Below are 21652 nucleotides of genomic sequence, written 5' to 3' on the forward strand. Positions count from 1 at the left end.
CTGAAACAGAAAAAAGTCTCTTCCGCGCGACGGAGGAGACTTTTTTTGTGGCTGAAGCGGACGTTTATTGGAAAATCGTGCGGAGAATCAGGGCCGTGGCGCCTTGGTGGCTGGTGGTGTAGTCGCGGGCGATACGGCTGGTTTTCTGCAGGAAGCCGGGGTTGTCGCGCAGAGGGATGAACCATGCGAGCAACTGGTCGTAGTTTTCGACGGGGCAGGCGGCGCTCAGCGTCGCCAGGTCGCGGGCTTCCTTGAATTTCTGGTAGTTGGGGCCGAACGCGATGGGCAGGCCGAACGTGGCGGCTTCGAGCGTGTTGTGAATGCCTACGCCGAATCCGCCGCCGATATAACCCCATGCGGCGTAGCCGTAGACCGACGAGAGAAGTCCCACGGTGTCGAGAATCAGCAGCTGCTTCGAGCCGTAGCCCGTGCTCGGCGTCCAGGCCGTATAGCGCAGGGCGCCGCCGCGGGTCTGTTCCATGAGCCGGGCGATGCGGCCCTCCTCCATTTCGTGGGGCGCGATTAGGAACTTCACGTCGGGATTGTCGTTCATCAGCCGAATCAGCAGTTCTTCGTCCGGGCCCCATGTCGAACCTGCGACGAACAGCCTTTTGTCGCCCTTGAAGCGCTCCACGACGTCGATTTTGCGGGCCGCCCGGGCGATTTCGGCCACCCGGTCGAAGCGCGTGTCGCCTGCGACCACTGTGTTGTCGAATCCCAGTTCGCCCAGCAGCCGTTTCGATTCCTCGTTCTGCACGAACATGGCGTCGAAGGCTTCGAGCGCCTGCCGCCACATGCCGCCGTAGGGGCGGAAGAAAATCGAATCGGGCCGGAAGATGGCCGAGACGACATAGGTGCGGACCTTGCGGCGGCGCAGTTCCTTGAGCAGGTTGAGCCAGAATTCGTATTTTACGAAGACGGCGATTTCGGGGTGCGCGATGTCAAGGAAGCGCCGGGCGTTGCGCGGCGTGTCGATGGGCAGGTAGAAGATGTAGTCGGCCCCTTTGTAGTTCTTGCGGATTTCGTAGCCCGAGGGCGAGAAGAAGGTGAGCAGAATCTTGTATTCGGGGTGTTCGCGGCGCAGTTGTTCGAGGATGGGGCGCCCCTGCTCGAATTCGCCGAGCGACGCCGCGTGGAGCCATACGATGCGGGCGTCGGGGTCGATCGCCTGCTTCATGCGCTTGAAAAGGCCGCGGCGCCCTTCGGTCCACAGGCGGGCTTTCGGCATCCGGAGGCCGGCCAGACGGATGAGCCATGCGTAAATCCGCAGTCCCAGATTGTAGAAAAACATGGTGCTTCTCGGTAGTGCGTTTTGCGGCGCCGGGCGGTCCGGCGACCGCTCCGCTGCTGCGAAGTTTTTTATATAGAACAAAGATAGCATATTTTGTCGGAAATGCAAAATAGCCGGGCGGTTTCTCACCAATGGCATTCCATGGCCCGTTCGACCAGCTCCACGCGGGCCGTGCCGTCGGGGGCCAGTTCCACGGCCGCGAGGTCGAACTGCACCTCCATGTCGCAGTTCGTCGCGGTGATGTAGCAGCTCGCGGCCCGGCGCAGCGCCCGGAATTTCTGCGGCGTGATGGCGGCTTCCGGCGGGGTGAGCGAGCCTTGGCGGCGGGTTTTCACTTCGACGATGTGCAGCGTGAGCTCCTTCTGCGCCACAATGTCGAGTTCGTAGCGTCCGTGCCGCCAGTTGAGCGCACGGATTTCATAGCCCGCACGGCGCAGATGGTCCGCCGCGGCCTGTTCGCCGGCCCGGCCCGTTTCGGAGGAGGTCATACCTATTTATAATAGGAACGACAGGTCGTCGCCCGCCTTGACCTCGAACGGTTCCTGACCCTTCTTGAAAATGCGCATCGGCCGTTGGCCTATCAGTTCGAGCCGGTCGTCCTCGTAGCGGAGCATGCACCCCTCGCGCAGCCCTGCGACCCAGCGGCGCGGGTTGGCTTCGATGAATTCGAGGATGCGCTGTTCGCGGGTTTCGCCCGCGTGGCCTGCGGGATTGGCGTCCAGGTAGTGGGGGTTGATCTGGAACTTCACGGCGCCGATGGCCCGGAACGAGCGGGGTTCGACGATGGGCATGTCGTTGGTCGTCGAAATCGTCGGGCAGCAGACATTGCTTCCGGCCGACCAGCCCACGTAGGGTATTCCGGCCCGGATGCGGTCGCGGATGACCTGCATCAGTCCCTGTTCCTGCATCTTCTTGGCCAGCGCGAAGGTGTTGCCGCCGCCCACGCAGATCGCTTCGGCCCGGCGGATTGCACGGGCCGGGTCGACCGCCCGGTGGACCGAGCGCACGCGGATGCCCAGTTCGGCGAAGCGGGCGGCCACACGGCGTTCGTATTCGGCGTAGGAGAATGTCACGGCGGCATAGGGCACGAACGCTATTTCACGGACATCGTCGAGGAAACGCCCGATTTCGGGCAGCGGATAGCGCAGGTACTCCTCGCCGGCGTTGGTCGAATTGGAAATCAGAAGAAGTTTCATAAGGCGGTGGTTTTGAATCCCTTAATTTTGAAATTGTGCTGAATGTCCGAATTGTTGTGAACAAAAATTTTCGGGGTTTTGTCAAAAGTAATAAAAAAAGTGTTACTTTTGCGCACAACTACGTCGGAAATAAAATTTTGTTTCCTAAATAATTGTTTAACTAAAAACTTAAAATTATGTCAGAAGTTCAAGCTAAAGTTGTCGAGATCATCGTAGACAAACTGGGTGTCAAGGAGACGGAAGTAGTACCCGAAGCCAGCTTCACCAACCACCTGGGCGCCGATTCGCTCGACACTGTGGAACTGATCATGGAGTTCGAGAAGGCTTTCGATATTCAGATTCCCGACGAGGACGCTGAGAAGATCGCCACCGTAGGCGACGCGATCAGCTACATCGAGGAGCACAAGAAATAATTTCCCCCGCTTAATTCAATTCACACGACAATAAGGTTTTTCGTTTTATGGCAGAAAGAAGAGTAGTCGTCACGGGTATCGGTACGATCAACCCGCTCGGCAATAATATCGAGGAGTATTTCCGGAATCTGGAGAAAGGTGTCAGCGGTGCCGCGCCCATTACTCACTTCGATGCCGAAAAATTCAAGACCCGTTTTGCCTGTGAAGTGAAAAATTACGACCCGAACCAGTATTTCGACCGCAAGGAGGTACGCAAGTACGACCTTTTCACGCAGTATGCCCTCATCGCGGCCACGCAGGCCGTCGAGGACGCGGCGTTCGATTTCGACAAGCTCGACAAGGAGCGCGCAGGCGTAATCTGGGCTTCGGGTATCGGAGGACTCAAATCGTTCTTCGACGAATGTCTGGGCTACGCCGAGGGGGGTATGACCCCTCGGTTTAGCCCGTTCTTCATTCCCCGCATGATTTCCGACATCGCTGCCGGATTCATCTCCATGAAGTACGGTTTCATGGGTCCCAATTACTGCACCGTCTCGGCGTGCGCTTCTTCCAACCACGGTCTTATCGCCGCTTTGGAGGCCATCCGTTACGGCAAGGCCGATGTCATGATTACGGGCGGTTCGGAGGCTGCGGTCAACGAGCCGTCGGTCGGCGGTTTCAATTCGATGCAGGCCCTCTCCACCCGTAACGACGATCCCGGGCACGCTTCGCGTCCTTTCGACAAGGACCGCGACGGTTTCGTGGTCGGCGAGGGTGCCGGTGCGCTCGTGCTCGAAGAGTTGGAGCATGCCAAGGCTCGCGGCGCCAAGATTTACTGCGAGTTCGTCGGCGGCGGCGAGTCGGCCGACGCCCACCACTTCACGGCTCCCCACCCCGAGGGTATCGGCGCCATGAAGTCGATGCGCGACGCCATCAAGGACGCCGGCATCAGCCCCGAGGAGGTGGACTACGTCAATGTGCACGGTACTTCGACCCCGCTGGGCGACATCGCCGAGCTCAAGGCCGTCAAGGGCGTGTTGGGCGACCATGTCTACGACATCAACATCTCCTCTACCAAGTCGATGACCGGCCATTTGCTGGGTGCTACGGGTGCCGTCGAGGCGCTGGCCTGCATCATGGCCATCACCAAGGGAATCATTCCCCCGACTATCAATTGCGAGAACCGCGATCCGGAGATCGATCCCAAGCTGAACCTTACGCTCGACAAGCCGCAGCACCGCGAGGTGAAGTGCGCACTGAGCAATACGTTCGGTTTCGGCGGCCACAACGCTACGGTCGTTTTCCGGAAGTTCTAACCCTCGTCCCGCCCGCCGTGTTGGATTTTCTGCTGCGTCCTCTGCGGAGGAGCTTCGGCCGGGACAAGGCGTATTACACAATGGTCGATGAGATGTTCGGGTTCGTCCCGCACAACATCGAACTCTACAAGCTGGCTTTGGTTCACAAGTCAGCTTCTTTGGTTTTGGAGGACGGGCAGTCCATCAACAACGAGCGGCTCGAGTTTTTGGGCGATGCCGTCATCGAGGCCGTCACCTCCGATTTCCTGTTCATCGAGTTTCCCGGCCACGACGAGGGGTTCCTCACCAAGATGCGGGCCCGCATCGTCTCGCGGCAGTCGCTCAACGCGTTGGCCGTGCATGTCGGGCTCGACAGGCATGTCATTTCCAACGGCGGGGTCGCTTTCATCCAGAAGCATATCTTCGGCGATGCGTTCGAGGCTATGATGGGGGCTGTGTACCTCGACCAGGGTTACGAGTTTGTCAATCGTCTGCTTATCAATAATATATACAGGCGTTTCCTCAATGTCGACGAACTGACCCTTTCCGAGACCGATTATAAAAGCCGTCTGATCGAGTGGTGCCAGAAGCATCATCGGCAGGTGCTTTTCCGCACCGAGCACGACAAGGGTTATGCGCCCAATCATCCCGTGTTTTTCGCCACGGTGTTGGTCGACGGCATCGAGGTGGGCCACGGGTCGGGCGATTCCAAGAAGGAGGCTGAGCAGCAGGCGGCGTTTTCCGTGGCCGAGTATATGAGCGACGAGCAGTGCGCATCGTTGCTCGACCGGGTGGACCGGCTTACCAATTGATCCGGTCGTGAAAAATCTGTACGACAAATTGGCGGCGCGCGGTGCGGCATCCTTGACCGACAAGGAGTTGCTCACGTTGCTGACCGACGACGAGTTGACTGCCGAGGCTTTGTTGAAGGCTTCGGGCGGTTCGTTGGTGCGCCTGGGTTCCGCGGAGTTGGCGCGCCTGCGGATGATGGGCGGCCTGGGGCTGCGGCGGGCCCGGTTGTTGGTGGCTGCCGCCGAGTTCGGCCGTCGGGCCGCCGCCATGCAGGTGCAGGAAGCCGAAACCCTCTCGAACACCGAGGACGTGGTGCGTTATTTCCGGCCCCGGCTCGAAAAGCTCGATCACGAGGAGTGCTGGGCCGTTTACCTGACCTCTTCCAACCGCATTTTGGAGAGTTGGCGCATCAGCCAGGGCGGGGTGCAGGCTACGATTGTCGACCATCGGATCATCATCAAGCGCGCCCTTGAATTGTTGGCCACGCGGCTGGTCCTTATCCACAATCATCCCTCCGGTTCCGCCGAGGTCAGCGACGACGACAAGCTGCTGACCAAGCGCATTCTGCGCGCCGCCGGCTTCTTCGACATCCGCGTGCTCGACCATATCATCATTGCCCGCGAGGGGTACTTCTCTTTCCGTCAGTCCAAGATGTTGTAGCCGTCGACTTGTTGTTTCGGCTGGTTGTGGGGCTTCCGTGCTTTGTTCGGAGTGAATAGTGGTAAATAGGGAATAATTGGAAAGATATGTCATGTTGAGCGATAGCGAAACATCTTCCCTATTGATCAGGTAGATTCTTCGCTTGGTTTAGGCAGGCAGCGGCTCGGCCCGGCTAAGAGCCGGGTTTTATGGATTGTGTCGGCAGCGAATTAATATATTTCGTTTGCTTTTCCTCTCGCCTTGCACTTTACCTGCGCTCCGCTTGGTTTAGGTAGGCTGCGGCTCGGCCCGGCTAAGAGCCGGGTTTTATGGATTGTGTCGGCAGCGAATTAATATATTTCGTTTGCTTTTCCTCTTGCCTTGCACATACATTGCGAGAGGTGGACTCTCGCTTAGGCAGGCGGCGGCTTGGCAATGCCCAAATAAATTTGGCATTGCGCTCGCCTTGCACTACCTTTGTCCCCCTATGCTGTACAATTTTGCGAAATACCGGGAACAATACAAAGCCAATCTGAAACTGGCCCTGCCTGTCGTACTGACGCAGGTGGGACAAATCCTTACGCAGGTTGCCGACAACCTGATGGTCGGCCGCTACGGCGGCGAGGACCCCCTGCCGCTGGCCGCCGTGTCGTTCGGCGGTTCGGTCTTCTTCATCCTCTGCATCGCCGCCATCGGGCTGGCGCTGGGTATGACGCCGCTGGTCGGCGAGCTTTTCGTGCAGGGCGAGCACAAGCGTTCGGCGGCCTTGTTGCAGAACGGCATTCTGTTCTATACGTTGCTCGGCGTCGGGTTGTCGCTCGTGCAGTTCGCCGCAATTCCGCTGCTTTACCACCTCGGCCAGCCCGTCGAAGTGGTCGATATGGCCGTGCCTTATTACCGGATGCTCGTTTACAGCATGCCGTTGATGATGCTCTTCTTCGCGTTCAAGCAATTCCTTGAGGGTGTGGGCAATACCAAGGTCGAGATGGTCGTCACGATTATCGCCAACCTGGCCAATATCGCTTTCAACTGGGTCTTCATCTACGGCCGTTACGGATTTCCCGAAATGGGGGCCCAAGGGGCCGGATTGGGTACGCTGCTCTCGCGGACGATTGCGCCCGTGCTGATGATAGGCTACTTCTGTTCTCGTCCCGTTTATCGGGCTTATTTGCAGGGTTTTTCGCCCCGGCGTTATTCGTGGTCGACGGTGCGGAAGCTGCTTCGCATGGGCTTGCCCATTTCGTTGCAGATGTTCCTCGAATCGTCGGCGTTCGTCGGTACGAGCGTGATGATGGGGTGGTTCGGCACGCAGGCCATCAGCGCCAACCAGATTGCCATTACGTTGGGCAACTGCGCTTTCATGATCGTCATGTCCATCGGCGCGGCCACCACCATCCGTATTTCGCACTGCTATGGCGTCCGCAACATCGCCGAGCTGTCGTTGGCGGCCAAGGCGTCGTACCACCTGGTGTTGGCGTGGAATTTCTTTGCGGCCTTGGTTTTCATTACATTGCGCGGGTGGATTCCCACGCTTTTCACTTCCAACCCCGAGGTCATCGCCATTACTTCGCAGCTGTTGATTTTCGCCGCGCTTTACCAGCTTTCGGACGGGGTGCAGAACGTGTCGGTGGGTATCCTGCGCGGTATCCAGGACGTGAAAATCATCATGCCCATCGCTTTCATTTCCTATTGGCTGCTCAATCTGCCGGTGGGGTATCTTTTCGGCTTCACGCTCGGCATGGGGCCGTCGGGGCTGTTCCTCGGGTTCTCGTTCGGGCTTTCGATGGCCGCCCTGCTGATGATCGTGCGCATCCGGCGGAGCGTCAGAAAGCTCTATACGCAGGCGGCGTAATTGCACAGTTCGCTTTTTTTGTGTAACTTTACACAAAATATCGTCCCATGGATTCCGAAAAACAGCATACCTGCAAGTTCCAACCCGAAATCGGCCGCGGCTGCGCCTTTTGCAACGAGGGCGACGAGCCCGAGGCACAGCCTTGCGGCGGGTGTCTCAAGTTGCACGAGACCGATTGGCTGGAGGAGTATCCCGACAACGTGCCGACCGACATCTTCGAGGTCCGGTTCAAGAATACGCGCCGTTCGTTCTACCAGAACGTCAACAACCTTCCCCTCAAAAAGGGCGACATCGTGGCGGTCGAGGCTTCGCCCGGCCACGACATAGGCGTCATCTCGCTCACGGGCGACATGGTGGCCCGGCAGATGCGCCGCACGGGCTTCACTCCTTACAACGGCGAGTACAAGAAAATCTATCGCAAGGCCAAGCCCTACGACATCGAGCGGTGGCAGGAGGCCATCGCCTTGGAGCACGAGACGATGATTCTCTCGCGTCAGATTGCCGCCGACATGGGGCTCAACATGAAAATCGGCGACGTCGAGTACCAGGGCGACAAAATCAAGGCCATCTTCTATTACATCGCCGACGAGCGCGTCGATTTCCGCGAGCTCATCAAGGTCTTCGCCGAGCGGTTCCATATCCGCATCGAGATGAAGCAGATCGGTGCCCGGCAGGAGGCGGGGCGCATCGGCGGCATCGGGGCCTGCGGCCGCGAGCTGTGCTGTACGTCGTGGATTTCCAATTTTTCGAGCGTCACCACCGGGGCCGCCCGGGCGCAGGACATCTCGCTCAACCCGCAGAAGCTGGCCGGGCAGTGTTCCAAGCTCAAGTGCTGCATGATGTACGAGTACGACACCTACGTCGATGCCCGCAAGGCGTTCCCGCGGCTGCGCGAGCCGTTGCAGACCATCGACGGCGAGTGGTTCCTCGTCAAGACCGACGTGTTGGCCGGGACGATGACTTTCTCTTCGTCCAAGGATACGTTGGCCAATCTGACCACGCTTTCCGTGCCGCGGGTCCGGGAGATCATGGCGCTGAACCAGGAGGGCAAGAAGGTCGACCGACTGCAGCATGCCGACGACATTCCTGCCGCCAGCGGCGAGCCGACCTACGGGGCCGGTTCGGTCGAGGACAGCATCACCCGTTTCGATAAGAGCAAGCGCCGCAGGCACGGCCGTAACAGCCGGGGCGAGCGCCAGCCGGGGCAGCCGCAGGGGGCCGACGGCGAGCGGCAGCACAGCGGTCGGCAGGCGCACGATAACGGCGACGCTCTGCGTTCCAATAACAGCGGTTCCCGTTCCCACGGTGGCCGTCGCAACGACCGCAGCCGTTTCCGCGGCAATCGTCAGCAGGGCGAGCGCATGCGTTCCGGCCGGGACGAAAAGGACGGCGGTGGGAACTAAGTGGATACGGACGGCGTTGGCCGTCGTCGCATTGCTTTCGGCTGCCTGCCGGACGCCCCATCGGTCGGTGGCGGCGGACGTCGACCCGTTGGGGTGGAGCGGGGCGGCCGAGTTGACGGTGCCGAATTCCGATACGCTCGCCCGGTGCGACCTGTCGTTTTTCCTGCGCTTCGACCCTCGGTTCAAGGACGATACGCTGACTTTGCATGTCGAGGTGCGCACGCCCGATTCGTTGCTTTTCGCCGAGCCGTTTCTCTTTTGTGCGACGCACGCGCGCCATCCCGCGGCGGTTTTTCACGAATCGGCGGCGGTCTATCGCAGGCGGGCGGTTTTCGGCCGCAGCGGCGACTACCGTTTTTCGGTGACCCCTGCCCGCAGGGTCGTGGGCGTCGAAGCCGTGGGGCTGTATGTAGAGACCAAGTAAGATGGGAAAAGACAAACTCCGCAAATTCCGCGAAAACCTCGGTTTCGCCTGTTTCGTGCAGCCCGGGTTCGACGACGTGTTCCGCTGCGACCACCCGTTGAAAGGGCATTGGAACCGCGATTTTTTCAAGAACGACCGTCCTATCGTGCTGGAACTGGGTTGCGGCAAGGGCGAATATACCGTGGCGCTGGCCGAGCGCGACCCTTCGCGCAACTTCATCGGCATCGACATCAAGGGGGCCCGCATGTGGCGCGGTGCCAAGACTGCGACCGAGCGGCAGATGACCAACGTCGGATTCCTGCGTACCCGCATCGAATTTCTCGGGGGCCTGTTCGCCGAGGGCGAGGTCTCCGAAATCTGGATTACCTTTCCCGACCCGCAGCTCAAGAACCGCCGGGCCAAGAAGCGCCTCACCTCGCCCCTCTTTCTGGAACGTTATGCCCGTTTGCTGCGGCCCGAGGGGTTGATCCATCTGAAGACCGATTCCCAGCATCTCTACGGTTATACCGCCGAGGTCATCCGTCGTTACGGTTTGCCGTGCGAGGTCTCGAATCCCGACATCTACGGTTCGGGTTTCGCCGACGAGGTGCTTTCCGTCAAGACGGCCTACGAGCAGCGGTTCCTCAAAATGGGGCTTCCTATTACCTATACGCGCTTTTCCTTGGGCGGGCGCCGCGAGTTCGGGTGGTTCGATTGGGACGAGGACGACAAGCTCGACAAGGATTGCGAGGAGAGCCGCGTCCGCGCGTTCTGATTGTACTTCAAATACTTTCTAACGGAAATAAGAAAAAGTCCTCACTCGACGTCGGAGCCGTTAAGCGTAGGACGGATTAAAAGCGTCGACGTAGGGGCCGGTTTGCTTGCAAACCCGCGTCAGGCGCCCGAAGTAGCTTTTAGTCCGTCCGTAGTAGGCGGAGACGTCTGTGAGGAGAGGTTTTTCCGCCGCTTTTTGCCGGAACAAAAAGCGGCAAAAGAACACCGGTGCCGAGTCTGGGGCGCCTTCAATATCTTGAAAAAAACTGCATTTTCTTTGCATAGTTTGCAAGCGGCTTATGATGTGAAGTTCTCGCAATGGTGACGATTTTTCTTGTTCGGTGGTGAAATTCGGTTTCTGATAACATTTTTTTTCGGTGCATAAAAAAACACCGTCCGAATATTTCCGGACAGTGCCCCGAAGGGTGTGGAGTTGCGTCAACATCCCAGCACCGGGCTATCCAGCTTCAGCCCGGCAGTGCAAAGATACGAATAAGCCGAGTGGAATGTCAAATTTATTTGGGCATTCCCGAGACGAAGCCTATCTTCTGTAAAGATACAAAAAATCCCCCCCCCGCAAATTTCAGACCAAAATAACCGTGAAAAGACCGTAACGTGTTATTTTGTTAACAGATACGGGCGCAATCATATTTCGTTCGGGTGTGGCGGCCGTCTGTTTTCGGCGATTCCGTTCCGTGGTTCGCATTCGTTGCGTTCCACAAAAAAACGCTCCCTTTCACGGGAGCGTTTTTGCTTATGCGTTCGGCGGAACTTATTCCGATACGATCGCCTCGCTGGGGCAGACGCCTGCGCAGGTGCCACAGTCGATGCACTTGTCGGGGTCGATGACATAAATGTCGCCGGCCGAGATGGCCTCGACGGGGCATTCGCCGATGCAGGTGCCGCAGGCAACGCAGGAGTCGGTAATTTTGTAAGCCATGGTTTCGTTAAGAATTAAATTGTTAATGTGTGTTCGGTTAGCAAATATACGGATTTATTTGATAATATCAAATCCGGTGTAGGGAATCAGCGCTTCGGGGATGCGGATGCCCTCGGGCGTCTGGTTGTTTTCCAGCAGCGCCGCCACGATGCGCGGCAGGGCCAGCGACGAGCCGTTGAGCGTGTGGGCCAGCTGGGTCTTCTTCTCGTCGTCGCGGTAGCGCAGTTTCAGGCGGTTGGCCTGGAACGACTCGAAGTTCGACACCGACGAGACTTCGAGCCAGCGTTTCTGCGCTTCGGAGTAGACCTCGAAGTCGTAGGTCAGCGCCGAGGTGAACGACATGTCGCCGCCGCACAGCCGCAGGATGCGGTAGGGCAGTCCCAGCGACCGGACGATGGATTCCACGTGGGCCACCATCCCGTCGAGCGCTTCATACGAGGTCTCGGGCAGCGACAGCTGTACGATTTCCACCTTGTCGAACTGGTGCAGGCGGTTCAGTCCGCGCACGTCCTTGCCGTAGGAGCCCGCTTCGCGGCGGAAGCACGGCGTGTAGGCGGTCATCTTCACCGGGAAATCGTTCTTGTCGAGAATGACGTCGCGGAAGATGTTGGTCACCGGAACTTCGGCCGTCGGCACCAGATAGTAGTTGTCCGCCGTCGCGTGGTACATCTGCCCTTCCTTGTCGGGCAGCTGGCCCGTGCCGAAGCCCGAGGCTTCGTTGACCATCACGGGCGGTTCCACTTCCAAGTAGCCCGCACGGGTGTTGCAGTCCAGGAAATAGTTGATCAGCGCACGTTGCAGGCGGGCGCCCTGGCCTTTGTAGACCGGGAATCCCGCGCCCGTGAGCTTCACGCCCAGGTCGAAGTCGATGATGTCGTATTTGCGGGCCAGTTCCCAGTGGGGCAGCGGGTTCTCCGGCAGCACCGTGTAGTTTTCCACCAGTTTCACCACTACGTTGTCTTCGGCCGTCTTGCCTTCCGGGACGATTTCGGCCGGGAAGTTGGGCAGCGTCACCAGCGTCGCCTGGAGTTCGTCCTGCACTTCTTTCGATTCGGTTTGCAGTTGCGAGGACTTCTCTTTCAGGTCGCTTACGAAGCGTTTGCGTTCTTCGGCTTCGTCGCGGCGGCCCTGGCCCATCAGCGCGCCGATCTCCTTGGCGGCCTTGTTCTGGGCGGCCAGCGTGGCGTCCAGTTCTGCCTGAATGGCCTTGCGGCGGTCGTCCAGCATCAGAATCCGGTCGACTGCCGGGGCGGCGTCCACGCCTTTCTTGGCCAGTCGGCGCACGGCGGCCGCTTTGTCGTCGCGGATTTGTTTTATCGTCAGCATGGTTCGGAATGTTTGTTATACGAATCGCAAAATTATAAAACTTATTCCGGATTTTATCGTAATTTTGCTAAAAATTCCTCCCTGCGTGAAAACCGTCGAGTTGTTGGCTCCGGCCAAAGATTACCTTTCCGCCGTCGCGGCCGTCGACAGCGGGGCCGACGCCGTCTATATCGGCGGCGCCCGGTTCGGGGCTCGGCAGGCCGCCGGCAACGACGTCGGGGAGATTGCGCGTGTGGCGGACTACGCCCATCGGTTCGGCGTCCGGGTTCACGCTACGCTCAATACGTTGTTGTGGGACAGTGAGTTGGAGGATGCCGAGGCGCAGGCCCGCGAGCTGATCGCCGCCGGGGTCGATGCCCTCATCGTGCAGGACATGGCTTTGCGGCGGATGAATCTGCCCGTCGAGCTGCACGCATCGACGCAGGTTTCGGTCCGTACGCCTGCAATGGCCCGGTTCCTCGGCGAGGCGGGGTTCGCCCGCGTCATCCTCGAACGGGCCTTGTCGCTCGATGAAATCCGCGCCGTCTGCGCCGCGACCGACGCCGAGGTCGAATGTTTCGTCCACGGCGCCATCTGCGTGGGTTACAGCGGCCGTTGTTTCCTCTCGCGTTCGGTCTCCGGGCGCAGCGGCAACCGCGGGGCATGCAGCCAGCCTTGCCGCCTGCCGTGGGACCTGACCGACGGGGCAGGGCATACCTATCTGAAATCCAGGCATCTGCTGTCGGTGCGCGACATGAATCTGTCGCAGCGCATCGGCGACTTGCTCGACGCGGGCGTCACTTCGTTCAAAATCGAGGGGCGGCTCAAGGATGTCAATTATATTCGTAACGTCGTGGCCGCCTATCGGCAGGCCGTGGACCAGGCGTTGGCTGCGCGGCCCGGGCTGCGGCGGTCGTCGGTGGGGGAGAGCATCCCCGATTTCGCGCCCGACCCCTCCAAGAGTTTCACCCGCGGCGAATCGCAGTTCTTCTTCGACGGCAGGCGGGCGGGCGTCGCGTCGTTCGACACGCCCAAGTCGGTCGGCGAGCGCATCGGCCGCGTCGCGCAGGTCGGGCCCAAGGGGTTCCGGTTGGAGCGCCCGGCCGATTTGGCGCCCGGCGACGGCATCTGTTTCGTGCGGGACGGCGAGTTGGTCGGTACCCATGTCAACGCCGCCGAGGGGCCGCGCGTCGAGCCCAACCGGATGGACGGCATCGCGCCGGGGACCGAAATCTTCCGCAATTACGACCATCGGTTCAACAAGCTGCTGTCGGCCAGCCGTATGCGCCGGGCAATACCTGTCACGGCTTTAGTCGAGGTTACGGCGTCCGGCATCCGGTTGGTTTTTACCGATTGCGAGGGCATTTCCGCGGAGGTAGGGCGTGCGGCAGAGTTCGCCGCGGCTAAAAATCCCGATGCCAATGCGGCGGCTGTCCGCTCGCAGGCGGCACGGAGCGGCGATACGATTTTCGCGGTCGGCGGGGTCGAGGTGGTCGGCGGGGAACGCTTCGTTCCGGCGTCGCTGGTGGCCGAGTTGCGGCGCGAGGGGCTCGAAAAGCTGTTGCAGGCGCGTGCGGCCCGTCCCCGCAGTCATCGTATCCTGCCCGAGAATCCCGCGGCCCGCTATCCGTCGCCGACGGTGACCGCCGAGGAGAATGTGACCAACCGCCTTGCCGAAGCCTTTTACCGCGACCACGGGGTGCAGCATGTCGAGCCGCCGCTGGAGCTGGCGCCCTCGTTCGAGGGGCGGTGCGTCATGCGGTCGGCCTACTGCATCCGCCGCGAGATCGGCGAGTGCCTGCGCGAGCGGCCGCGGCTGCAGGGCGACCTTTATATAGAGCACGGTGCGCAGCGTTACCGGTTGGAGTTCGACTGCGCGCATTGCGAGATGAAGCTGATAGCGGCCGAAAAATAACGCATGGCTCTCGGAGCTGCCCATAAATAAAACATATGCAGGAACAACTCACACCCCTTTTCGGGGACTACGAACTCATCGACACCGGCCATTTCGAGAAGCTCGAACGTTTCGGCCGTTTCGTTACGCGGCGTCCCGAGCCGCAGGCCATCTGGCGGCCGTCGCTCCCGTCCGGGGAGTGGGAGCGGGCCGATGCCGCTTTCCTGCGCGACGCCCGCAGCGACGAGCGGGGCGAGTGGCGGCTGCGGCCCGGCGTTCCCGACCGCTGGTCGGTGGGGTATCGGCTCGGCAGTACGGAGCTGCGCATGCGGCTGGGACTCACGTCGTTCAAGCACGTGGGCATCTTCCCCGAACAGGCGGCCAACTGGGATTTCATCTACGACAGCTGCCTGCGTTTGAAGAGCGGGGGCGTGCGGCCGCGCGTGCTGAATCTGTTCGCCTATACGGGCGGCGCCACCTTGGCGGCCCGGGCCGCAGGGGCCGAGACCACGCATGTCGATTCGGTGCGGCAGGTCGTCACGTGGGCGCGCGAGAACATGGAGGCCAGCGGGTTGGACGGTGTGCGGTGGATTGTCGAAGATGCGCTCCGGTTCGTGCAGCGCGAGGTCCGGCGCGGCAACCGCTACCACGGCATCATCCTCGACCCTCCGGCCTACGGGCGCGGTGCCAACGGCGAAAAATGGATTTTGGAGGACAACATCTGCGAGATGCTCGAATGTTGTGCGCAGCTGCTGGAACCTGCCGGGGCCTTTCTGGTGCTCAACCTCTATTCGATGGGGCTTTCGTCCACGCTGGCCCGCACGGCCGTGCGGCAGGCTTTCGGTGCTCCGCGCGACGAGCAGTGGGGCGAGCTTTGTTTCTCCGACCGCGCCGGCAAGCAGCTGCCCTTGGGCACTTACTATCGGTTTACAAGGTGAACTTTGCGAGTAAGCGAGGGCAGAAGCTACCATAGGTAGATTATGCCGAGCGGGAGCAAAGTCAAGCCCTCGAAGAGGGCTTAAAGGTGAAAGGTCCCATCGTAATCGCTTGTCATTCTGAGCGAAGCGAAGAATCTATAATTGTGCCTGTACAGATGTTGCGGACATATGCCGCAATTATTTACTATTAATTATTCGGTGAAATAGCCCTGCGCGGCGCCCGGCTCGCGCTTACGCGCGACCGCCCCAGCCGGGCCCGCGAGTGGACTGCAGACGGGCGAAAAGATTCTTAACTGCGTTCGGAATAACGGCAGAATGTCATGTTGCGTTCGTCGGTTCGCTCTCGCTCAGACGACACCTTATCCCCGCCTTGCTAAAACGTTTTAGCGGTATCTAAAACAGATAGTAAATCGCTATTCCCGCCGCGGCCGAAAGGCATATCAGCAGAATCGGGTTGACCTTGCGCCACGAGCCGACGAAGACGGCGCCGAACAGCGCCCAGCTCCAGCCGTCGATGAAGTTGAGGTCGTCGGGGTTGTCGCTGCGGGGGAATATCAGCAGCAGCGCCGCGGCCGCAATCATGCCGATGACCACAGGCCGCATGCCCCGCATGGCCCCCTCGACCCAGCGGTTGCCCTTGAGCTTCAGGAAGAAGCGCGCCACCAGCATCATCAGCGTCAGCGACGGCAGGCACACCGCCAGCGTGGCGATGACCGAGCCGAGGATGCCGCACCACGTGTAGCCCGTCTGCAAGCCCACCGTATAGCCTACGTAGGTCGCCGAGTTGATGGCGATGGGTCCCGGCGTTATCTGCGACACGGCCACGATGTCGGCGAATTGGGCATTGGTCATCCAGCCGTGCTGCACGACCACTTCGTTCTGGATAAGCGACAGCATCGCGTAGCCGCCGCCGAATCCGAAGAATCCGATTTTCAGATAGCTGACGAAAAGTTGCCACAGCACTATCATCGGGTGCCTCCTTTCCTGTGAGCCGCGGCCAGTTCCCACGCCATGCCCGCTACGGCCGCGCCCGCCAGCACATAGATGGGCGACCAGCCCAGCCCCCAGATGGCCAGCGCGGCCGCCGCGATTACGGCGAACATGGTCCAGTGCATGCCCCGCGCCAGCGAGATGACCGGGCCGATGATAAGCGCCACCACCGCCGGGCGCATCCCCTTGAACGCCGCGTCCACGACCGGGTTCTGCCGGATGTCGGCGAAGAAAAGCGCTATCAGCAGGATGATGGTGAACGAGGGCAGAATCGTCCCCGTCAGCGCCGCCAGTGCGCCCCGCAGGCCGCGTATGCGGTAGCCCACGAAGACCGCCGTGTTGACCGCTATGGGGCCCGGCACTGATTGGGCCAGGGTCAGCAGGTCCAGAAATTCGCGCCGTTCGACCCATCCCCGGCGGTCGATGACCTCCTGTTCGATGAGCGGAATCATGGCGTAGCCGCCGCCGAAGGTGAAAAGTCCGATTTTGAAGAACGTGCCGAAGATGATGGGCAGCCGTTGCATGTCACTTGCGGGTTTTGTGGCCCAGGAGGGTGCGGATGCCGTCGATGAAAATCATCGGGTGGGTCGGGGCGCCCGGGAGCCAGAGGTCGGCCGCGTGGCGGTCCAGGAACGAGCGGTCCAGCGCCCGGCTTCCGGCCAGCAGGCCGCCCGAGCAGGCGTCGGTGCCGCAGGCTACCACGATTTTGGGTTCCGCTACCGCTTCGTAGCAGATTTCGAGCGCTTCGGCCATGTTGGCCGTTATCGGGCCCGACACGACTACGCCGTCGGCATGGCGTGGCGAGGCGGTGAAGCCTACGCCGTAGCGGCCGAAGTCGAAGTTGACGTTGCCCGTGGCGCCCAGTTCCATTTCGACCGACGCGTCGCCGCCCGCCGAGACTTCGCGCAGCTGCAGCGCACGGCCGAAACAGCGGCGCACTTCGGGCCGCACGGCCGCAGGGTCGAATTCCACCCGTTCCTGCCCCGGGTGCATGACCAGCCCCTCGCGCGTGGGCGAGCCTATGCGGTAGTCGTTCGTGAAGCGGATGTTGCGCGGGGCCCGGCGGGCGCATTCGCCGCAGAAGACGCAGCGCCCGAGGTCGAGCGTGAACGGCGCCGTCGTGATGGCGCCCGTGGGGCAGATGGCCGCGGCCTGTTCGAGTTCGGCGAGGTCGTCGGTGGAGGTCAGCACGGGCCGTCCCCGGAATTCGGGGGTCAGTTCCACGGCGTCCAGGTCGGGAATCGCCTGCCTGCCGTGGCTGTGCAGTACGCGTATTTTCGGAAATATCATCTCTTTATTGTTGGATGCGGACCAGCTGTTCGCGGTAGGCGTTCAGAATGCGCGACTTGGAGATGAAGCCCAAGTAGCGCCCCTGCTTGTCGACCACGGGCAGCATCCACGTGTGTTTGTCCTCGAATTTGGGCAGGATGCTCTGCACGGTTTCGTGTTCCAGAATCCGGTCGGGCGGCTGGATCATGTAGTCCGTTATGGGGTGGCCGTATTTCTCGCGCTTGAACATGTCTTCGCGCAGGTCGTCGAGCTGCACCACGCCCAGCAGGCGTCCGAATTCGTCGATGACCGGAAATATGTTGCGGCGCGCCGTGGAGATGATGTGCACCAGGTCGCCCAGGGTCATGCGCTGGCGGATGCGGATGAAGTCGGTCTCCATCAGAGAGTCGAGTTTCAGAAAGACGAACACCGACTGGTCCTTGTCGTGGGTGAGCAGTTCGCCCCGCAGGCGCAGCTGCTTGGTGTAGATCGAGTCGGGGTCGAGCCAGTAGCCCACCGCAAAGGCGATGCAGGCCGTAATCATCAGCGGGATGAAGAGGCCGTAGCCGTTGGAGAGTTCGGCGATAAGGAATATCGAGGTCAGCGGGGCGTTCATGACGCCTGCCATGACGCCAGCCATTCCCACGAGCGTGAACGACACGAGCGACACGTGCCAGTCGAACAGCGCGTTGCACGTCAGCGCCAGGGCCGCGCCCGTGAAGGCTCCGACGAACAGCGACGGGGCGAACGTTCCGCCCACGCCGCCCGCCGCATTGGTGGCCGACATGGCGATGACCTTGAAGAACATGATTGCCACGACGAACAGAATCGCCACCCAGTCCATGTTGCGGAAGCGGTAGAAAAGCGAGCTGTCGAAGAGTTCTTCGGGGTGGCCGTGCATCAGCGCGGTCATCCCCTCGTAGCCCTCGCCGTAGAGCGGCGGGAAGATGAAAATCAGAATGCCCAGCACCGCGCCGCCCGCAATCCATTTCTTGTACTGCTTGTCGAGCCCCTTGAAGAACGTGCCCACGCGCGAGTTCATCGACGTGAAGTACCACGCCATCAGTCCGCAACAGATGCCCAGCACGATGAAGAGCGGAATCTGCCACAGCTCGAACGCGTCTTCGGGCCGCAGCGTCACGGCCAGAATGGGGTCGAAGTCGCGCAGGATGAAAGCCATGGTCGTGGCGGTGATGGAGGCTATCAGCAGCGGGATGACCGAGGCGGCGGTGATGTCGAGCATCAGGATTTCCAGCACGAAGACGATGCCCGTTATCGGGGCCTTGAAAATGGCCGCGATGGCCGCTCCGGCGCCGCAGCAGAGCAGCAGGGTGGTGTGTTTGTAGTTGAGGCGGAACAGCTTGCCCACGTTCGAGCCGATGGCGGCCCCCGTCAGCACGATGGGGGCCTCGGGGCCTACCGAGCCGCCGAAGCCGATGGTCGTGGCGCCGCCCACCAGCGAGGTCCAGCAGTTGTGGCGGGCGATGCGCGAATTCTTGCGCGACATGGCCTGCAATACGCGCGTCACCCCCTCGGAAATGTTGTCGCGGACGACATATTTGACGAACAGCGAGGCCAGGATGATGCCGACCGCCGGATAAATCAGGAACAGCAGGTGGGCGCTTTCGACCGGGAACCAGCGCGTCAGCCCGCCCTTGATGGCGTAGAGCAGCATCTCGAAGAGGTAGGTCGCCACCCCGGCCAGCACACCCACCAGCACCGCCAGCAGCATCATGATTTGCCGCGTCGAGAGCCTGCGTGTCAGGTGCAGGAAGTAGGTGTAGATTCGTTCGGTGCGCAGACGCATGCTTGCCGGAATTAAAAATGAAAAATTAAGAATCGAAAATCGCAGTCGGTCGTTTCCTGCGTGTTGCGAGGGCCGCAGTCCGCAGGTCACCCTCCTCGGTCGGGAGCCGGATTCATGTACGGATTTTGCGGGCAGCTCTCCTCGCGGCAGGTATTTTCAGAGACGGGAATTTTTAATTTTTCATTCTTGATTTTTAATTTTCTCTGCAAACGCCTGTGTCTGCGCCGCTATCAGTTCCTTGTCGTCGAAGTAGTTGATTTTCATGGCTTCGCGGACATCGTCGAGTGTTGCGGCCGCGGCTTCGCGGGCTTTGCGCGAGCCCTCCTCCAGCATCGCGTAGACTTCGCCGATGCGGGCTTCGTAGTGGCGGCGGCGTTCGCGGATGGGGTCGAGCACTTCGTTGAGCACCGCAATCAGCAGCCGTTTGACCTTCACGTCGCCCAGTCCGCCCCGGCGGTAGTGGGCTTTCAGTTCGTCGAGCGACGCATATTCGGGCAGGTATTTCCCGAAATGTTCCGGGCGGCAGAACGCGTCCAGGTAGGTGAATACCGTGTTGCCCTCGACCTTGCCGGGGTCTTCGACGCGCAGGTGGTCCGGGTCGGTGTACATGCCCATCACCTTTTTCTTCACTTCGTCGGCCGTGTCCGACAGGTAGATGCAGTTGCCCAGCGACTTGGACATCTTGGCCTTGCCGTCGGTGCCTGGCAGACGCATGCACGCCGCGTTGTCCGGCAGCAGGATTTCGGGCTCCACCAGCGTCGGGCCGTAGGTCGAGTTGAATTTATGGACGATTTCGCGCGTCTGTTCGATCATCGGTTCCTGGTCTTCGCCCGCCGGTACGGTCGTCGCGCGGAACGCCGTGATGTCCGACGCCTGGCTGATGGGGTAGGTGAAGAAGCCCACCGGAATGCCCTGGCGTTGGGTCGTGTCGCCTTCGGCGGTGTTTTCCGAGAATCCGCGCAGTTGGATTTCGGCCTTGACCGTCGGGTTGCGCTGCAAGCGCTGCACGGTCACCAGGTTCATGTAGTAGAACGCCAGTTCGCACAGCTGCGGCACCTGCGACTGGACGAACAGCGTCGAGCGCTCGGGGTCGAGACCCGCCGACAGATAGTCCAGCGCTACTTCGATGACGTTCTGCCGCACCTTCTCGGGGTTGTCGGCATTGTCGGTCAGCGCCTGCGCATCGGCGATCATGATGAATATCTTCTCGAATTCGCCCGAGTTCTGCAACTCCACGCGGCGGCGCAGCGAGCCTACGTAGTGGCCCAGGTGGAGACGCCCCGTGGGGCGGTCGCCCGTCAGTATGATTTTGCCCATAGTCTTCGTTTGTGTCGGGAATATCCCGCTCCGAACCCTTTCCGGCGCGGTTTATCTGCGCAAACTTACGAAAATCCGCGCGCGCGGCCTAATAAAGTTGATGAATATCGTTTTTTTTTATACTTTTGCATGTCGGAATAAACCGTTGTTATGACTATCATTCAGCTCGAATACCTCCTCGCCGTGGCCAACTGCGGCAGTTTTTCGCAGGCCGCCGAACATTGTTTCGTCACCCAGCCTTCGCTGAGCATGCAAATCAAGTCGCTCGAAGAGGAACTGGGCGTGGTGTTGCTCGACCGTTCCAAAAAGCCCGTCATCCCCACCGAGGCGGGCGAGGTGGTTTTGGAGCAGGCCCGGCAGACCCTCTCGGCCTACAATTATATCAAGGAGGCTGTGGCCGAGCTCAAGGGCGAAACGGCGGGCAAGCTGCGGCTGGGCGTCATTCCGACTATCGCGCCCTACCTGCTCCACAAGTTCATCCCCGCGTTCGTGCGCGATTTTCCCAAGGTCGAGCTGGAGATTTCCGAGATGGTCACAGCCGACATCATCGAGGCGCTCAAGCGCGACCGCATCGACGCCGCGCTGGTCGCCAGCGGTACCTGCGGCGAGGGCATCCTGGAGCAGGAGCTGTTCAACGACCGTTTTTTCGCTTACGTCTCGCCCGAAAATCCGCTCTACGAGCGGCAGAACGTCCGCATCGAGGACATCGACCTCAAGGACCTGGTCATCCTCAGTCCCGGCAACTGCATGCGCGACCAGATCATCGAGCTGTGCCAGGCGCGCCGCGGGCTGCCCGCCCGTTATTCGTTCGAGTCGGGGTCGCTCGACACGCTCATGCGCATCGTCGACTGCACGTCGTGCCTGACCATCATTCCCGAAATGGCCGTCGAGTATATCCCCGCCGACCGGCGCGACCGGCTGAAGACGCTGGCCAAGGGGGCTACTTCGCGCAAGATTGCCATCGCCGTGCGGCGCACCTATGTGAAGAGTTCCATCATCCGTGCCCTCACCGATACCATTCTCGCCAACGTCGTCCCGGCGAAATAGCCGGGCGGTTCATCCGCAAATCGTTTTTCACTTCATAGATTCAGGCAGTTTTGGTCCGGAGTGGCATGGGCTACGGTTCATTCACGCCCCTTTTTCGCCTTGACGTTT

General features: G+C 60.6%; 21 protein-coding genes. 11 read left to right on the plus strand and 10 right to left on the minus strand.

Annotated elements, in window-relative coordinates:
* Window positions 1-64 precede the first annotated feature (64 nt).
* The 3 genes from QVG21_RS02290 to pepE all read right to left on the minus strand — a co-directional run bounded on the left by QVG21_RS02290 (window position 65) and on the right by pepE (window position 2487).
* On the minus strand, window positions 65-1291 hold the full coding sequence (locus tag QVG21_RS02290) for a 3-deoxy-D-manno-octulosonic acid transferase (RefSeq protein WP_287921806.1): 1227 nt from the start codon (window positions 1289-1291) through the stop codon (window positions 65-67).
* Window positions 1292-1416: 125 nt separating this feature from the next.
* Complete coding sequence (locus QVG21_RS02295; RefSeq protein ID WP_287921808.1) at window positions 1417-1779, minus strand: YraN family protein; 363 nt, start codon at window positions 1777-1779, stop codon at window positions 1417-1419.
* 6 nt (window positions 1780-1785) lie between these two features.
* Window positions 1786-2487: a dipeptidase PepE gene (pepE, locus tag QVG21_RS02300; RefSeq protein ID WP_287921810.1), complete on the minus strand. Its 702-nt coding sequence runs from the start codon at window positions 2485-2487 to the stop codon at window positions 1786-1788.
* Between the two features lie 176 nt (window positions 2488-2663).
* Between pepE and QVG21_RS02305 the strand changes: the two genes are divergently transcribed.
* From QVG21_RS02305 to trmB, 8 genes are all read left to right on the plus strand, one after another.
* A complete protein-coding gene (locus tag QVG21_RS02305) occupies window positions 2664-2900 on the plus strand; it encodes an acyl carrier protein (protein WP_251214617.1) in 237 nt (78 codons plus the stop codon).
* A 47-nt stretch (window positions 2901-2947) separates the two neighbouring features.
* Window positions 2948-4195, plus strand: coding sequence for a beta-ketoacyl-ACP synthase II (fabF, locus tag QVG21_RS02310; RefSeq protein WP_251214618.1), 1248 nt, complete (start codon window positions 2948-2950; stop codon window positions 4193-4195).
* 92 nt (window positions 4196-4287) lie between these two features.
* A complete protein-coding gene (gene rnc / locus QVG21_RS02315; protein WP_251214619.1) occupies window positions 4288-4986 on the plus strand; it encodes a ribonuclease III in 699 nt (232 codons plus the stop codon).
* 7 nt (window positions 4987-4993) lie between these two features.
* Window positions 4994-5626, plus strand: a complete 633-nt coding sequence (locus QVG21_RS02320; RefSeq protein WP_251214620.1) for a JAB domain-containing protein — start codon at window positions 4994-4996, stop codon at window positions 5624-5626.
* 469 nt (window positions 5627-6095) lie between these two features.
* Window positions 6096-7457 (plus strand): MATE family efflux transporter, encoded by a 1362-nt coding sequence (locus QVG21_RS02325; RefSeq protein WP_251214702.1) that lies wholly within the window; start codon window positions 6096-6098, stop codon window positions 7455-7457.
* Between the two features lie 47 nt (window positions 7458-7504).
* A complete protein-coding gene (locus tag QVG21_RS02330) occupies window positions 7505-8860 on the plus strand; it encodes a PSP1 domain-containing protein (RefSeq protein WP_287921815.1) in 1356 nt (451 codons plus the stop codon).
* Complete coding sequence (locus QVG21_RS02335; protein WP_287921818.1) at window positions 8850-9284, plus strand: hypothetical protein; 435 nt, start codon at window positions 8850-8852, stop codon at window positions 9282-9284. The genes QVG21_RS02330 and QVG21_RS02335 overlap by 11 nt, the downstream gene beginning before the upstream one ends.
* A gap of 1 nt (window position 9285) precedes the next feature.
* The gene (gene trmB / locus QVG21_RS02340) at window positions 9286-10038 is read left to right on the plus strand and encodes a tRNA (guanosine(46)-N7)-methyltransferase TrmB (RefSeq protein WP_287921820.1); all 753 of its coding nucleotides are present in this window, start codon (window positions 9286-9288) and stop codon (window positions 10036-10038) included.
* 771 nt (window positions 10039-10809) lie between these two features.
* Here trmB and fdxA read toward each other — a convergent pair.
* On the minus strand, window positions 10810-10977 hold the full coding sequence (gene fdxA, locus QVG21_RS02345) for a 4Fe-4S ferredoxin (RefSeq protein WP_087260820.1): 168 nt from the start codon (window positions 10975-10977) through the stop codon (window positions 10810-10812).
* Between the two features lie 54 nt (window positions 10978-11031).
* Window positions 11032-12303: a serine--tRNA ligase gene (serS, locus tag QVG21_RS02350; protein ID WP_287921829.1), complete on the minus strand. Its 1272-nt coding sequence runs from the start codon at window positions 12301-12303 to the stop codon at window positions 11032-11034.
* A gap of 85 nt (window positions 12304-12388) precedes the next feature.
* Between serS and QVG21_RS02355 the strand changes: the two genes are divergently transcribed.
* Both QVG21_RS02355 and QVG21_RS02360 read left to right on the plus strand, forming a co-directional pair.
* Complete coding sequence (locus tag QVG21_RS02355) at window positions 12389-14197, plus strand: peptidase U32 family protein (RefSeq protein ID WP_287921831.1); 1809 nt, start codon at window positions 12389-12391, stop codon at window positions 14195-14197.
* 35 nt (window positions 14198-14232) lie between these two features.
* Window positions 14233-15114 carry a class I SAM-dependent methyltransferase gene (locus tag QVG21_RS02360; protein WP_287921833.1) on the plus strand — a complete coding sequence of 294 codons (882 nt, stop codon included), beginning with the start codon at window positions 14233-14235 and terminating at the stop codon, window positions 15112-15114.
* A gap of 393 nt (window positions 15115-15507) precedes the next feature.
* On the opposite strand, the gene QVG21_RS02365 is transcribed toward QVG21_RS02360, so the two are convergent.
* From QVG21_RS02365 to trpS, 5 genes are all read right to left on the minus strand, one after another.
* A complete protein-coding gene (locus QVG21_RS02365; RefSeq protein WP_287921853.1) occupies window positions 15508-16080 on the minus strand; it encodes a chromate transporter in 573 nt (190 codons plus the stop codon).
* Window positions 16080-16628, minus strand: coding sequence for a chromate transporter (locus QVG21_RS02370; RefSeq protein WP_251214627.1), 549 nt, complete (start codon window positions 16626-16628; stop codon window positions 16080-16082). The genes QVG21_RS02365 and QVG21_RS02370 overlap by 1 nt, the downstream gene beginning before the upstream one ends.
* Window position 16629: 1 nt before the next feature.
* The gene (locus QVG21_RS02375) at window positions 16630-17394 is read right to left on the minus strand and encodes an NADH-quinone oxidoreductase subunit B family protein (protein WP_251214628.1); all 765 of its coding nucleotides are present in this window, start codon (window positions 17392-17394) and stop codon (window positions 16630-16632) included.
* Between the two features lie 4 nt (window positions 17395-17398).
* A complete protein-coding gene (locus tag QVG21_RS02380; RefSeq protein WP_251214629.1) occupies window positions 17399-19180 on the minus strand; it encodes a chloride channel protein in 1782 nt (593 codons plus the stop codon).
* A gap of 180 nt (window positions 19181-19360) precedes the next feature.
* Window positions 19361-20497 carry a tryptophan--tRNA ligase gene (trpS, locus tag QVG21_RS02385; protein ID WP_287921836.1) on the minus strand — a complete coding sequence of 379 codons (1137 nt, stop codon included), beginning with the start codon at window positions 20495-20497 and terminating at the stop codon, window positions 19361-19363.
* A gap of 150 nt (window positions 20498-20647) precedes the next feature.
* On the opposite strand from trpS, the gene QVG21_RS02390 reads away from it, so the two are divergent.
* Window positions 20648-21544 carry a hydrogen peroxide-inducible genes activator gene (locus QVG21_RS02390; RefSeq protein ID WP_251214631.1) on the plus strand — a complete coding sequence of 299 codons (897 nt, stop codon included), beginning with the start codon at window positions 20648-20650 and terminating at the stop codon, window positions 21542-21544.
* Window positions 21545-21652: the final 108 nt, after the last annotated feature.

Source organism: Alistipes sp. UBA6068, from assembly GCF_949428155.1.
Taxonomy (GTDB): Bacteria; Bacteroidota; Bacteroidia; order Bacteroidales; family Rikenellaceae; genus Alistipes; species Alistipes muris.

Excerpts from the sequence above, each read along its gene's own strand:
- QVG21_RS02295 (WP_287921808.1), bottom strand. The coding sequence starts at position 1,779 with ATGACCTCCTCCGAAACGGGCCGGGCCGGCGAACAGGCCGCGGCGGAC.
- trmB (WP_287921820.1), top strand. The coding sequence starts at position 9,286 with ATGGGAAAAGACAAACTCCGCAAATTCCGCGAAAACCTCGGTTTCGCC.
- QVG21_RS02380 (WP_251214629.1), bottom strand. The coding sequence starts at position 19,180 with ATGCGTCTGCGCACCGAACGAATCTACACCTACTTCCTGCACCTGACA.
- fabF (WP_251214618.1), top strand. The coding sequence starts at position 2,948 with ATGGCAGAAAGAAGAGTAGTCGTCACGGGTATCGGTACGATCAACCCG.
- QVG21_RS02375 (WP_251214628.1), bottom strand. The coding sequence starts at position 17,394 with ATGATATTTCCGAAAATACGCGTACTGCACAGCCACGGCAGGCAGGCG.
- serS (WP_287921829.1), bottom strand. The coding sequence starts at position 12,303 with ATGCTGACGATAAAACAAATCCGCGACGACAAAGCGGCCGCCGTGCGC.
- QVG21_RS02360 (WP_287921833.1), top strand. The coding sequence starts at position 14,233 with ATGCAGGAACAACTCACACCCCTTTTCGGGGACTACGAACTCATCGAC.
- QVG21_RS02290 (WP_287921806.1), bottom strand. The coding sequence starts at position 1,291 with ATGTTTTTCTACAATCTGGGACTGCGGATTTACGCATGGCTCATCCGT.
- QVG21_RS02390 (WP_251214631.1), top strand. The coding sequence starts at position 20,648 with ATGACTATCATTCAGCTCGAATACCTCCTCGCCGTGGCCAACTGCGGC.
- pepE (WP_287921810.1), bottom strand. The coding sequence starts at position 2,487 with ATGAAACTTCTTCTGATTTCCAATTCGACCAACGCCGGCGAGGAGTAC.
- QVG21_RS02370 (WP_251214627.1), bottom strand. The coding sequence starts at position 16,628 with ATGCAACGGCTGCCCATCATCTTCGGCACGTTCTTCAAAATCGGACTT.
- fdxA (WP_087260820.1), bottom strand. The coding sequence starts at position 10,977 with ATGGCTTACAAAATTACCGACTCCTGCGTTGCCTGCGGCACCTGCATC.
- QVG21_RS02330 (WP_287921815.1), top strand. The coding sequence starts at position 7,505 with ATGGATTCCGAAAAACAGCATACCTGCAAGTTCCAACCCGAAATCGGC.
- rnc (WP_251214619.1), top strand. The coding sequence starts at position 4,288 with ATGTTCGGGTTCGTCCCGCACAACATCGAACTCTACAAGCTGGCTTTG.
- trpS (WP_287921836.1), bottom strand. The coding sequence starts at position 20,497 with ATGGGCAAAATCATACTGACGGGCGACCGCCCCACGGGGCGTCTCCAC.
- QVG21_RS02305 (WP_251214617.1), top strand. The coding sequence starts at position 2,664 with ATGTCAGAAGTTCAAGCTAAAGTTGTCGAGATCATCGTAGACAAACTG.